The organism is Mycobacterium ostraviense (genome assembly GCF_002705925.1).
In the GTDB taxonomy this organism is placed as follows: Bacteria; Actinomycetota; Actinomycetes; order Mycobacteriales; family Mycobacteriaceae; genus Mycobacterium; species Mycobacterium ostraviense.
In genome coordinates this window covers 32,623-45,458 of sequence record NZ_NKRE01000001.1, presented here as the reverse complement: position 1 = coordinate 45,458, position 12,836 = coordinate 32,623, and the positions used below count along the sequence as shown (strand labels likewise).

The window sequence follows — 12,836 nt, the reverse complement described above, 5'->3', positions numbered from 1 at the left end:
GCGCTGGTGGATGCCCTCTCCTGAACGGAGGCTGTCGTCGATGCGTGGGCCGAAGGTCGAATGACATTGCTCATGTTCGCGTTCCCTAGATTTCAGCCGGTGGTGGGTGCGAGTATCGCACCGCAGGCGTACCGACGCGGCGCCAGTCGACTGTCTTTCACTCGCTCGCCGGCCCGCCGCAATGTCGGCCTAAGAATCCCGTCGCAGGCTCATCGGCGTGACGGCCGGCATGTCACCCCCGTCGATCACCGTCCGCGCGATCGCGGTCAGAGCCGCCAACAACGCCTCTAGCTCGCCGTCGTCGAGACCGTCGAACGCGCGCAGCGCAAGCGCGTCGGTGGTGGCCTCGATCTGGTTCTTCAGATCACGCCCGGCGGGCGTCAGGGAGCCATCCTCGTCGAGCAGACCGCGTTCGCTCAGGCTTTTTTCGCATGCGCGCCACTCGGCATCGTCGTAGTGACGGGTCTGCATGATGTACTCCCGGGGCACCGCGTCAGCGGTGCAGTGCAACACATTGGACTCGCGCCCCGAGATGCCGGCGGCAACCAGCACAGCTACGTGACCGTCGCCGCGATGCTCGCGCAGCAACGTGGTCGCCTGCCATAGTGCGGCCACCGGATCTTGAGGCCATGGCAGGGCGCGGTTAGCGGCGAACACTGGCCGGCCGTCGACCGGCGCCTGGCCCGCAGCGCTACCCGCCAATCGGGCTGCGGTGCGGACGTTTTGGTCGTCGTCGGTGAGGCCGTACCGCCGCAGCGCCGCCACCGCCGACTCGGCGCGCGCTTGCAACGCAAGGTGCGGCCCCGCAATTTGCCACGCTGTCGGTAGCGCCTTGGCCACCCGCGCAAGGGCGAAGTTGTAGAACACCGCGGCCACGACTTCGGGTGGAACCTGGCCCAGCGGAGCCGACCGAGCAGCGAAGTAGCCCATCCAAAACCCCCGGTAGCCGAGATTGGTCAGGGCCGTGCGGGCCTCCGGCGCGAAGTACGTCACGGCGTGGACGGGCTCGAAGCGGTCATAAAGCTGACGGGCGAGTTCAGGATTGCGTTGCATTCCTGAAGCTAACCACTCGGTTTCGGCCTACCGGCGCGGGTCCGGCCGAGTACGAGTTTTGCCGACTGGTTGGCTAGTGTCGCGAACGGTGATTGGGGTGCCGGCCGCCGTCGGCATCCGCAGGCGAGGTAGTGGGGCCAGTCTCCGCCTACCCAGAATGGAGTCAACCCATGGGTGCGAGCGCGCAAACCGGAACCATCACCACCCAGGTGCCGGCACGCCTGGACCGGCTGCCCTGGGGGCGGTTTCACTGGCGCGTCGTCATCGGCCTGGGCGGCGTGTGGATTCTTGACGGGCTCGAAGTCACCATGGTCGGCAATGTGTCGTCACGCCTGACCGAGCACGGTAGCGGTATCGAGCTCAACGCAGCAGACATCGGCTTGGCGGCGTCGTTCTATATCGCGGGAGCCTGCCTGGGCGCGTTGTTCTTCGGTCACCTGACCGACCGGTTCGGCCGGCGCAATCTGTTTCTGCTGACCCTCGCGGTGTACTTGATCGCCACCGTCGCAACGGCTTTCGCGTTCGCGCCGTGGTATTTCTTCCTGACCCGCTTTTTCACCGGCTCGGGGATAGGTGGCGAGTATGCCGCCATCAATTCCGCGATCGACGAGTTGATTCCGGCCCGGGTGCGCGGTCGGGTGGATTTGGTGATCAACGGTACCTATTGGCTGGGGTCGGCTGCCGGAGCGGCTGGCGCTTTGGTCCTGTTGGACACCTCGCACTTCCCGGCGAACATCGGCTGGCGACTTGCCTTCGGTGTGGGCGCCATCTTCGGAATCTTCGTTCTGCTGGTCCGGCGCAACGTTCCAGAAAGCCCCCGATGGTTGTTCATTCACGGGCGCGAGCACGAAGCCGAGCGGATCGTCGGGGAAATCGAGGGGGAAGTGGAGCGGGATACCGGCCAACGGCTGCCCGAGCCGCCCGGAAGACCACTCAAAGTACGTCAGCGCCATACGATTTCGTTCTGGGAGATTGCCAGGGTGGCGTTCACGCTCTATCCGCGGCGCGCGGTCCTCGGCCTGGCGCTGTTCATCGGGCAGGCGTTTCTCTACAACGGCGTGACGTTCAACCTGGGCACGCTGTTGAGCGGTTTCTACGGGGTCGCGTCCGGACACGTGCCGGTGTTCTTCATCGTGTGGGCGCTCAGTAATTTCGTCGGCCCGGTGGTGCTCGGGCGGCTGTTCGACACCGTCGGCCGCAAACCCATGATCACCTTCTCTTACATTGGGTCGGCGGTGGTGGCCGTGGTGCTCGCGGCACTGTTCGTGACTCGGACCGGCGGCGTCTGGACATTCATCGTCGTGCTGGCGGTGGCATTCTTCCTGGCGTCGGCGGGGGCCAGCGCGGCGTACCTGACCGTCAGCGAGATCTTCCCGATGGAGACACGCGCGCTGGCGATCGCGTTTTTCTACGCGGTCGGCACCGCGATCGGCGGCATCAGCGGCCCGCTGTTGTTCGGTCAGCTGATCAATTCCGGCCAGCGCAGCCAGGTGTTCTGGTCGTTTCTCATCGGTGCCGTGGTGATGGCCGCGGCCGGCCTGGTCGAACTGTGGCTCGGGGTGGCGGCCGAACGGCGCCCGCTGGAAGAACTGGCGTTGCCGCTGACGGTGGCCGACGCCGAGCAGCACGAAGAACCGGCGGGTGCCGGGGAGGGTCAGCGCGCGGGCGCAGCACCGGCGCACGACGATGATCCGCACGGTGGTCACGCGCAACGACCCTGACGCCGAAGCCGCGATTGGTGTTCGATTACTTCGAGGAGCACCGATAAACCTCGACCGAGGACGTGGCAATGACGAGCACCCTGCTGGATGAGGCGCTGGAGGCCCACGGCGGACTGCAGCGCTGGCGAACCGCCGCCAGAATCCATGCGCAGGTACGCAGCGGCGGGCTGTTGGTCCGGACGCGGGTCCCGGGCAACCGGTTCGCGGACTACCGCGTCACGGTTGATGTCCAGCAGGCTCGGACGGTCCTGGACCCCTTCCCCGTTGATGGGCAGCGCGGGGTCTTCGACAACGGGACGGTGCGGATCGAGAGTCACGACGGCCACGTCATCAGCTCACGGGCGAACCCGCGGCCAGCGTTTTTCGGGCGCTCGGGCCTGCGGCGGAATTTCCGTTGGGATCCGCTGGATTCGGTCTACTTCGCCGGCTATGCCATGTGGAATTACCTCACCACCCCTTACCTGTTGACGCGCGACGGCGTCGACGTCGACGAGGCAGGGACATGGCAGGAGGGCGGCGAGACCTGGCGGCGGCTGAACGCGACGTTCCCGCCGCACATCCATACCCACTCGCCGCGGCAGAGTTTCTACTTCGATGCCAGCGGGCGGCTGCGTCGGCATGACTACGTCGCCGAGGTGGTCGGTCACTGGGCACGGGCCGCGCACTACTGCACCGAGCCGGTTCACGCCGGCGGGCTGGTTTTCCAGACGCGCCGGCGGGTCTACCCGATCGGCCCCGGCAATCGCCCGCTGCCCGCTCCGACCCTGGTGTCGATGCAGCTGGCCGACCTGCGGGTCGACACCGGATAGGTTCGTTGTCGCGGCGGCATTCTCGTTGTCCACCGCGTCCCCCTGCCGGCACGCCGATTAGCCTTATGCCTGCACGTCACCGCGTCCATGCGCTTTTAGTCGTGCACGCGGAAGGCGGGTGAGGAGTCGGCGATGGGTGATGCGACCGCGGATTCGCGGGAGGGTTCGCAGTTCGGTCAGTATCTTGGTCGGTCGCGGCGCCATGGGCGACGTCTATGAGGCCGAAGACACGGTGCGCGAGCGCGTCGTGGCGCTGAAGCTCATGTCGCCGACGCTGTCCAGCAATCCGGTTCTCCGCACCCGTATGCAGCGCGAAGCCCGCACCGCCGGGCGGCTACACCGCACGTGGTGCCCATACACGACTATGGCGAGATCGACGGTCAGCTCTACGTGGACATGCGCCTGATCGACGGCAAGGACCTGGCCGCCATAGTGAAGCGCTACGGTCCGCTGACACCGCCGCGGGCTGTGGCGGTGGTGCGCCAGATCGGCTCAGCGCTCGATGCCGGGGTGACACATCGCGACGTGAAGCCAGAAAACATCTTGGTCAGTAGCGACGACTTCGCCTACCTATGATTTCGGGATCGCCAGCGCCACCTCCGGCGAAAAGCTGACGCCGCTGGGCAGCACGGTCGGCACCCCTCTACTACATGGCGCCGGAACGGTTCGGCAACATTGAGGTCACCTATCGGGCCGACATCTATGCCTTGGCCTGCGTGCTGTACGAGTGCTTGACCGGGTCACCGCCGTATCGACGCGACCAGCTCAGCGTCATGGGCGCACACCTGAGTCAGGCCATCCCGAGGCCCAGCGCCGCACGGCCCGGCATCCCGGCCGCCTTCGACCAGGTGATCGCCCGCGGCATGGCCAAGGATCCGGGCGACCGATACGCCACCTGCGGCGACCTGTCCGGCGGCCTACGCGGCACTGGCCACCCCTGACCAGGATCGGGCCACCGACGTCTTGCAGCGCAGTCAGGTAGCCCAGATGCCGGCCGCGGCCGTCGGCCAGCCGGCCGCGGGTTTCGCGGCCCCGATGCCTACGCCGTCGGCCCCCGCGGCACAGCCCGGCGGGTGTACCGCAGCCCACGCCGTGGGCCGGCGCCACCGGATGGGGCACGGTTATCCGGGTACCGCCGGGGCACCACCGTGGGGTCAACCGCCGGTCCAGCCCTCCGGTGGCGGCGGCAAGCCCTGGTTATGGGCGGGCGTTGCGGTGGCCGTCGTGGTAGCCGTCGCGGCAGGACTGGGCATCGTTGTCGCGCAGCCGTGGCGGTCGTCGGCACCGCGGCCGGCGCCTACCTCGCCACCGCCACCGGCCGACGCGGTTGAACTCCGGGTGCTCAATGACGGGGTATTTGTCGGCAGCTCCGCCGCGGCGAAAACGATCGACATTTTCAACGAACCCATCTGTCCGCCGTGCTATCACCTGCTCAACTTTCTCGACGACCAATCGCACACCACGAATTACTCGACGCGGGCGGTGGCGGCCTCGTACTGTGTTGCCGGTCAAAACGATCCGAAGACGTACACCAACTTCTATTCCGCCTTGTTCGGCAGTGACTTCCAACCCCAGGAGGGTGCCGCATCCGATCGCACCGACGCCGAACTGGCCCATCTGGCCCAGACCGTCGGCGCCAATGCCACCGTGATCAGCTGCATCAAGGCCGGATCCGACCTCGGCGCCGCCCAATCGAAGGCCACCGCCGCCAGTGAGACCCTGGCTACGTTCAACGCCAATGGGACCCCGTTCGTGTGGGACGGCAACAAGGCTATGGATCTGCAGAATTCGAGCTGGCTCACGCGGGCTGATCGGATGACGTGGGCCGCTTGGATTTAGCGACGCGACGCCCAATCGGCTAGCATTTCCGGACACGCCTTGGGGGAGATTATGTGTGCGCATTCGTGCGGGCACCATAAACGTGGTCTCCGGGCCGGAAAGGCATTCACAACCCATGGCTGGACAACTGACGCCGCATTTCGACGACGTGCAGGCGCACTACGACTTGTCCGACGACTTCTTCCGGTTATTTCTGGACCCGACCCAGACCTACAGCTGCGCCTACTTCGAGCGCGACGACATGACGCTGGAGGACGCCCAGTTCGCCAAGATCGATCTGTCGCTGGGCAAGCTGGGCCTGCGGCCGGGCATGACGGTGCTCGACGTGGGCTGCGGCTGGGGCGCCACCATGCGCCGGGCCATCGAGAAGTACGACGTCAACGTCATCGGCCTGACCTTGTCGAAGAACCAGGCCGCCCACGTCCAGAAGACCTTCGACAAGATGGACTCCCCGCGCAGCAGGCGGGTGTTGCTGGCGGGCTGGGAACAGTTCGACGAGCCCGTCGACCGGATCGTGTCCATCGGCGCCTTCGAGCACTTCGGCCACGACCGTCACGCGGACTTCTTCGCTCGGGCCTACCGGATCCTGCCTGCCGACGGCGTCATGTTGCTGCACACCATCACCGGACTGACCATGCAGCAGATGGTCGACGCCGGCTTGCCGCTCACCTTGTGGTTGGCGCGCTTCCTGAAGTTCATCCGGACCGAGATTTTCCCCGGTGGCCATCCGCCGACGATCGAGATGGTGGGGGAGCAGTCCGCGGCGGCGGGTTTTGCCCTGACGCGGCGCCAGTCGCTGCAACTGCACTACGCGCGGACCCTGGACCTGTGGGCGCAGGCGCTGCAGACACACCACGACGAGGCCGTCGCAATCCAATCCGAAGAGGTGTACCAGCGGTACCTGAAGTATCTGACCGGCTGCGCCAAGCTCTTCCGCGACGGCTACATCGACGTCAACCAGTTCACCTTGCAGAAGTAGGGGTTCCGGCCGGCCTGCCGGTTCAGGGCACCGGCGCCAGTTCGGTCGCCGCCGGTGCGCTGGTGGGTGTGACGGGTGTCGCGCTCGTTGCGCTGGCCAAGAACGGGCTCGGCGGTGTCGAGGGGTGGACAGCGCTGGGGTGCTTCCTGGCGGCGTTGCTAGCGGCGCGGGCGAGCTCCGGGTCGGTTTCGCCGCCGACGCCTGCAGGGCGTCAGTCGGGTTCGCCGTACTCGTCGAACCAGTAGGCGAGTTTGCCCCGCCGGCTCACGGCGCGAAGTCTTGCCTCGGCCGCGGCCCGCGTGTTGGAGGTGGTGACGATCAGTAGTTCGTCGCCGCGCTGGATCCGCGTGTCGGGCAGCGGGACGAAGGTGTGGCCGTTGCGGATGATCAGGGTGATCACGGCCGGGTCGGGCAGCCGCAGCTCCAGGACGGTGACGTTGTGCAGGCGTGACGGCGGCTGCACGGTCATCGTCAGCAGCTCCGCGTCGAGCACGTCCAGCGGCGCCGCTTCCACCTGGATCTCGCGGGTTGCTTCGCGGGAAATCAGTCCCAGCCGATGCGCGATCGGGCGCAGGCTCGGGCCCTGCACCAGGGTGAATACCACGACCAGCATGAAGACGATGTTGAGCAGGCGATAACTGTCCGGGACGCCCGCGACGACCGGAAAGGTGGCCAGCACGATCGGCACCGCGCCCCGCAGACCCGCCCACGACAGGAAGACCTGGTCGTGCCACGGGATGCGGAACGCTGCCAGCGACGCCACCACCGACAGGGGCCGGGCGATCAGCAGCAAGAGCAGTCCGACGACGATCGTGGCCACCACGTCGTGGGCCACGTCGCTAGGGTCCACCAGCAGTCCGAGCAACACGAACAGCCCGATCTGCGCCAGCCAGCCGACGCCCTCGGCGAACGACCGGGTCGCCGACCGGTGCGGCAGGCCCGAGTTGGCCAACACCACCGCGGACAGATAGGCGGCTATGAATCCGCTGGCGTGGCTTGCGCCGGCGGCCGCGAACGCGACCAGACCCAACCCGAACATCGCGATCGGGTACAGGCCGGAGGCGGGCAGCGCGATACGTCGCAGCGCGAAGGCACCCAGGTAGCCGATCGTCACTCCCACCGCGGAGCCGGCGACGAGCTCGAACAGCAGATCGGCGATCGCAGTCCCGGGCTCGACGGCGAAGGGCACCGCACTGAACATCAGCACCAGGATCACCGCGGGTGCATCGTTGAACCCGGATTCGGCCTCGAGCAGTCCGGCGACACGCCGCGGCAGCGGCAGCACCCGCAGGACCGAGAACACCGCTGCGGCGTCGGTGGAGGAGACGATGGCTCCGAGCAACAGGGCCACCTGCCAGTCGACGCGCAGCAGCAGGTGCGCGCCAACGGCCGTCACCGCCATGCTGATGAGGACTCCGGCGGTGGCCAATGTTGCCGCGGGTCCCAGCACCGTGCGGATGTCGGTGAATCGGGTGGTCAATCCGCCTTCGACGAGAATCAGGGCCAGCGCCGCGGTACCCACGTTCCTGGCCAGCTGGACGTCGTCGAACTTCAGCCCCAGCCCGTCCTCACCGACGGCGACGCCGACCAGCAAGAAGAGCAGCATGCTGGGAAATCCCACCCGCGTCGCCAACCGGGTACCCACAATGCTGGCCAGCAGCACGAGGCCACCGATCAACAAAGCCAGATACAGCTGCTGCAAGCTCATTTGGTTTCCGTCCAGATGTGATCTCGGCGGCGGTGGCGCGGCGCGCGAGGCGGCGTGCTGCCAGTAAATCAGTACGCGACGGCCCGCTGTCGGCGGCACAGTCCGAAGCCTGACGGCCGATGAGACAAGATGGCTGGGTGGCGACGGGAAAAATGCGGATCGTGATTGCCGGCGCGGGCAAGGTCGGCCGTTCGGTCGCGCAGGAATTGCTGGATCGCGGTCACAAGGTCTTGTTGATCGAACGGCAACGGAACAACTTTGAACCACATACGGTTCCAGGCGCGGATTGGTTGCATGCCGACGCCTGCGAACTGTCGACGATGCACGAGGCGGGGGTGCAGACGTGCGACGTGCTGATCGCCGCCACCGGAGACGACAAGGCCAATCTGGTGGTGGGTCTGCTGGCCAAAATCGAGTTCGGGGTGCCCCGGGTGGTGGCGCGGATCAACGACCTGCGCAACGAGTGGCTGTTCGGCCGCGCCTGGGGCATCGATGTGGCGGTCTCGACGCCGGGCGCCATGATCGCCGGTGTCGAGGGCGCCATCGACGTCGGTCACCTGGTGCGCATGATGGTGTTGCGCGAGGGCCGGGCGGCTTTGACGAAACTGACGCTGCCCGAAGACAATCCGCTGGTGGGAAGGAGGGTGTGCGAGCTTGACCTACCGGCCAACACCGCTTTGGTCACCGTGCTGCGGGGTGACGCGGTCAAAGTTCCGCAGCCCGACGACGTGCTCCGGGCCGGCGACGAGATGCTGTTCATCGCCGACAGCTTCCTGGAACGTTCGGTGTGGGCGGCCATGTACAGCGCGGCACCCGCACGTGCCTCCACCCGGCCGGGCCGGCCACCGTCGGCCTGAGGGATCGGCGGGGGAGGCACGCCTGCGACGCGCCGTGCCCGGTTGCCCGAGCGGTGTCCGGACCATTCGGTAGGGTTCCTGCGCGTGAATCCAAGCACCGCAATCAAATCCGTAACCGCCCGGCTAGCTGAGGAACTGGCCGTCGAGGAGGCCCACGTGGCCGCCGCGGTCCGGTTGCTCGACGGCGGCGCCACGGTCCCGTTCATCGCCCGGTACCGCAAGGAGGCCACCGGAGGTCTCGACGACGGGCAGCTGCGAACCCTGGCCGAGCGTTTGCTGTACCTGCGGGAGCTCGACGAATGCCGGGCAGCGGTGCTGACATCGATCCAGGAACAGGGGAAGCTGACCGACGAGCTGAGGGCGGCGCTGCTCAGCGCCGACACCAAGTCTCGTGTCGAAGACATCTACCTGCCCTACAAACCGAAGCGTCGGACCAAGGCGCAGATCGCCCGCGAAGCAGGGCTCGAGCCGCTGGCCGATCGACTACTGTCCGACCCGGCCCTGGTTCCGGAGGCTACGGCCGCGGCCTACGTGTGCGCTGATGTCGCTGATGTCGCCGATGTCGCTGCCGCGCTGGACGGCGCCCGGCACATCATGGTCGAGCGAGCCGCCGAGGACGCCGAGCTGGTCGGCGCGATCCGGGAGAAATTCTGGGCGCAAGGTTCGCTGGGTAGCGCGCCGTGGTCGGAAGACGTCACCAAAAGTGCTGCGGCACAGAACTTTCATGACTACTTCGAGTTCTCCGAGACGCTGCAGACGATGTGCCGTCACACCGGGTGCTGGCCGTGCTGCGTGGCGAGAAGGAAAAGATCCTTGCCCTGACCTTCGACGGCGGCTCGGACGACGGTTACGAAGCGATGGTCGCCGCCAGCCTTGGCGTGGACCTGTCGGCGCAGACGGCCGCGACGCCGTGGCTGGCCGCGACGGTGAGATTCGCCTGGCGCACCAGGCTGATGTCGTCAGCCGCCGTGGACGCCCGGATCCGACTGCGGCAACGCGCGGAACAACAGGCCGTCGCGGTGTTCGCCAAAAACCTGACCCATCTGCTTCTCGCCGCCCCGGCTGGAGCGCGCACGACTCTCGGCCTGGATCCCGGCTTCCGGACGGGTGTCAAGGTTGCCGTGGTCGACCCGACCGGCAAGGTGCTGGACACCTGTGCGATCTACCCGCATCAGCCGCAACGGCAATGGGATTTGGCCAAGGCAACCTTGGCCGCGCTGGTGGCGCGTCACGGCGTCGAATTGATCGCCGTCGGCAACGGCACCGCCTCGCGTGAGACCGACACGCTGGCAGCCGAACTCATCAGCGACATCCGCGCCGTCGGGGCCCCGGTGCCCACCAAGGCGATGGTGAGCGAGGCCGGCGCATCGGTGTATTCGGCCTCGGCCTATGCTGCCCATGAGCTGCCCGAGCTCGATGTGACGCTGCGCGGAGCGGTGTCGATAGCGCGGCGGCTACAGGATCCGCTGGCCTAGTTGGTCAAAATCGACCCGAAGTCGATCGGGGTGGGGCAGTACCAGCATGACGTGACCCCGGCGGTTTTGGCCCGCAGCCTCGGCGCTGTGGTCGAGGACGCGGTGAACGCGGTGGGCGTCGACCTGAACACGGCATCGGTTCCGCTGCTGGCGCGGGTCTCCGGGATATCGGAATCCTTGGCCGAAGCGATCGTCGCCTATCGTGACGCGGCCGGTCCGTTCACCAGTCGCCGGGCGCTGCTGGACGTTCCTCGCTTAGGGCCCAAAGCGTTTGAGCAATGTGCCGGGTTTCTGCGGATTCGCGACGGCGACGACCCGCTGGACGCGTCCGGTGTTCATCCCGAGGCATACCCGGTCGTGCGCCGCATTCTCGATCGAGCGGGTGTCTCGCTGGCCGAAATCATCGGCGATGCAGGCGCTTTGAGATCACTGCGGCTCGTACGGTCCGGACAGGTGGTACGGGTGAAGGTCGTCGATGTCGACGTGGAACGCCGGCGGATCGGACTGAGCCTGCGTCTCAACGACGATCCGCAACGCCAGCCGGTGAGCCGACCGGAGCGGCGAAACTCGGCTCATGGCAAGAACTTCTGCCGTCAGCCGGCCAACTCTATGGCCCGCGCGTTGCGGGACGCGGGCTTCGGGAAGTAGCACCTGTTCTCGATGCTGCGTGCTGGCCGGGGGTGTATTAGGCGGGGCGCGAATTGCGTTGCGACACGGTCACAGACGCATACCTATCGTGGATCAGTGATCACAAAGGCCACATGAATCACTATCGTCACATCAGCCAACTGCGGACGTCAATCCGACGTTTGTGCCCCTGGAAGGTTGTGACATGTCGGCGATTCATCGAGTCGTGTCGGTATCGGTGGCGTCGGCGGCCGTATTGGGACTCATCAGTGCGGTGGGCCTGGCGCCGGCAGCAACGGCGGTGCCGTGCAGCGGGGACGCCGCCAACGCCCCGCCGCCTCCCAACGCCATCGTGACCAACCCGGGCGGCACGACGCTCGGCCCGATGACGAGGGGGCCGAGGCCTCGTGGTGCGAACGACCGGGCGCCGTTGCCCAGGTTGGGGCCCCTGTCGAGGTTGATGAATCCGGGTCCTCGATCCGCGCCGATACAGCAGCAAGCGGCGACTCCGCCGCACCAGGCGGCGGTCCCCCCGCCCGCTCCGCCCAACCCGGGCAACCCGTCTCCCAATGCCACCCAGTTGGCCCCCAATGCGGCGCCGGTGCCGGCGCCCGGCGCACCCGATCCTGGCGCCGCACTCGGGGGTGCCACGACGTCGCTTGCCGAGTGGGTGACCGGACCCGACAGCCCCAACAAGACTCTCGAACAATTCGGCATTTCCGGAACCGACCTCGGAATCCTTTGGGACAACGGCGATCCCGCCAACCACCAGGTACTCATGGCCTTCGGTGACACCTTCGGCTATTGCGCGGTCAACGAACACCAGTGGCGGTACAACACGCTGTTCCGCAGTCAGGACCGTGACCTGGGCGACGGAATTCGCGTCGCGCCCGGCGACGCCGCCAACCGGTATTCCGGTTCGCCGGTGCGTCAACCGGGCTTTTCCAAGCAGATCATCAGCAGCATCAAGTGGGCGCCCAACGAGACCGGAATCATTCCGACCTCCGGGATATCCATAGGGAAAACCCAATACATCAACTTCATGTCCATCAGGGATTGGGGCCGCGACGGTGAATGGACCACCAACTACTCGGGCATCGCGGTGTCCAAGGACAACGGCCAGAACTGGGGGGTCTATCCCGGCACCATCCGCGCCTCCGGGCCCGACACCGGACGAGCCAGGTCTGTGCCCGGCAACGAAAACTTCCAGATGGGGGCTTTCGTCAAGGCCAACGACGGCTACCTGTACTCGCTCGGCACCCCACCGGGACGCGGCGGTTCGGCGTATGTAGCACGAGTTCCCCAGCAGTTCGTGCCGGATCTGAGCAAATACCAATACTGGAACGGTGACTCGAATTCCTGGGTACCGAACAAACCGGATGCCGCGACGCCGGTTATCCCGGGACCGGTGGGCGAAATGTCGGCTCAATACAACACTTATCTGAAGCAATATTTGGTGATGTACACCAACGGTATGAACGACGTCGTGGCGCGCACGGCGCCGGCTCCGCAGGGCCCGTGGAGCCCCGAGCAAATGCTCGTGTCGTCCTGGCAGATGCCCGGCGGCATCTACGCGCCGATGATGCATCCCTGGTCGACCGGTAAAGACGTGTACTTCAACCTGTCGCTGTGGTCGGCCTACAACGTGATGTTGATGCACACCGTGCTGGGGTAGCCCAGGAATAGCCCTGCGCGCGGGGACAAGAAGGGCAAAGACCTGCGGTTGCGCGGAAGCCGTCGACAAGCCTGTCCCGGTTTCGCGGCGAGA

The 12,836-nt window shown here is 66.5% G+C and carries 6 protein-coding genes and 3 pseudogenes; 7 read left to right on the top strand and 2 right to left on the bottom strand.

Annotation, left to right across the window (positions count from 1 at the left end; genetic code table 11):
• Nucleotides 1–189: 189 nt before the first annotated feature.
• On the bottom strand, nucleotides 190–1,053 hold the full coding sequence (locus CDN38_RS00190; RefSeq protein ID WP_075510387.1) for an SCO6745 family protein: 864 nt from the start codon (nucleotides 1,051–1,053) through the stop codon (nucleotides 190–192).
• A 170-nt stretch (nucleotides 1,054–1,223) separates the two neighbouring features.
• Between CDN38_RS00190 and CDN38_RS00185 the strand changes: the two genes are divergently transcribed.
• The 4 genes and pseudogenes from CDN38_RS00185 (at nucleotide 1,224) to mmaA2 (ending at nucleotide 6,401) form a co-directional block, all read left to right on the top strand.
• Nucleotides 1,224–2,774, top strand: coding sequence for an MFS transporter (locus CDN38_RS00185; protein ID WP_075510388.1), 1,551 nt, complete (start codon nucleotides 1,224–1,226; stop codon nucleotides 2,772–2,774).
• Nucleotides 2,775–2,842: 68 nt separating this feature from the next.
• Complete coding sequence (locus CDN38_RS00180; RefSeq protein WP_075510389.1) at nucleotides 2,843–3,583, top strand: hypothetical protein; 741 nt, start codon at nucleotides 2,843–2,845, stop codon at nucleotides 3,581–3,583.
• A 132-nt stretch (nucleotides 3,584–3,715) separates the two neighbouring features.
• Nucleotides 3,716–5,422 (top strand): annotated as a pseudogene (locus CDN38_RS00175) (protein kinase domain-containing protein).
• A 115-nt stretch (nucleotides 5,423–5,537) separates the two neighbouring features.
• On the top strand, nucleotides 5,538–6,401 hold the full coding sequence (mmaA2, locus tag CDN38_RS00170) for a cyclopropane mycolic acid synthase MmaA2 (RefSeq protein WP_075510390.1): 864 nt from the start codon (nucleotides 5,538–5,540) through the stop codon (nucleotides 6,399–6,401).
• 211 nt (nucleotides 6,402–6,612) lie between these two features.
• On the opposite strand, the gene CDN38_RS00165 is transcribed toward mmaA2, so the two are convergent.
• Nucleotides 6,613–8,109, bottom strand: coding sequence for a potassium/proton antiporter (locus tag CDN38_RS00165; RefSeq protein ID WP_075510391.1), 1,497 nt, complete (start codon nucleotides 8,107–8,109; stop codon nucleotides 6,613–6,615).
• Between the two features lie 152 nt (nucleotides 8,110–8,261).
• Here CDN38_RS00165 and CDN38_RS00160 point away from each other — a divergent pair, with 152 nt between their 5' ends.
• From CDN38_RS00160 to CDN38_RS00150, 3 genes and pseudogenes are all read left to right on the top strand, one after another.
• Entirely contained in the window at nucleotides 8,262–8,966 is a 705-nt protein-coding gene (locus CDN38_RS00160) for a potassium channel family protein (RefSeq protein ID WP_075510392.1), read from the top strand.
• Nucleotides 8,967–9,050: 84 nt separating this feature from the next.
• Nucleotides 9,051–11,089, top strand: a pseudogene (locus tag CDN38_RS00155) (helix-hairpin-helix domain-containing protein).
• 12 nt (nucleotides 11,090–11,101) lie between these two features.
• Nucleotides 11,102–12,743, top strand: a pseudogene (locus CDN38_RS00150) (glycoside hydrolase family 183 protein).
• Nucleotides 12,744–12,836 lie beyond the last annotated feature (93 nt).

Bases quoted from the DNA above. Each gene is read 5' to 3' on its own strand.
- CDN38_RS00160 (WP_075510392.1), top strand. From the start codon at position 8,262: ATGCGGATCGTGATTGCCGGCGCGGGCAAGGTCGGCCGTTCGGTCGCG.
- CDN38_RS00190 (WP_075510387.1), bottom strand. From the start codon at position 1,053: ATGCAACGCAATCCTGAACTCGCCCGTCAGCTTTATGACCGCTTCGAG.
- CDN38_RS00185 (WP_075510388.1), top strand. From the start codon at position 1,224: ATGGGTGCGAGCGCGCAAACCGGAACCATCACCACCCAGGTGCCGGCA.
- CDN38_RS00165 (WP_075510391.1), bottom strand. From the start codon at position 8,109: ATGAGCTTGCAGCAGCTGTATCTGGCTTTGTTGATCGGTGGCCTCGTG.
- mmaA2 (WP_075510390.1), top strand. From the start codon at position 5,538: ATGGCTGGACAACTGACGCCGCATTTCGACGACGTGCAGGCGCACTAC.
- CDN38_RS00180 (WP_075510389.1), top strand. From the start codon at position 2,843: ATGACGAGCACCCTGCTGGATGAGGCGCTGGAGGCCCACGGCGGACTG.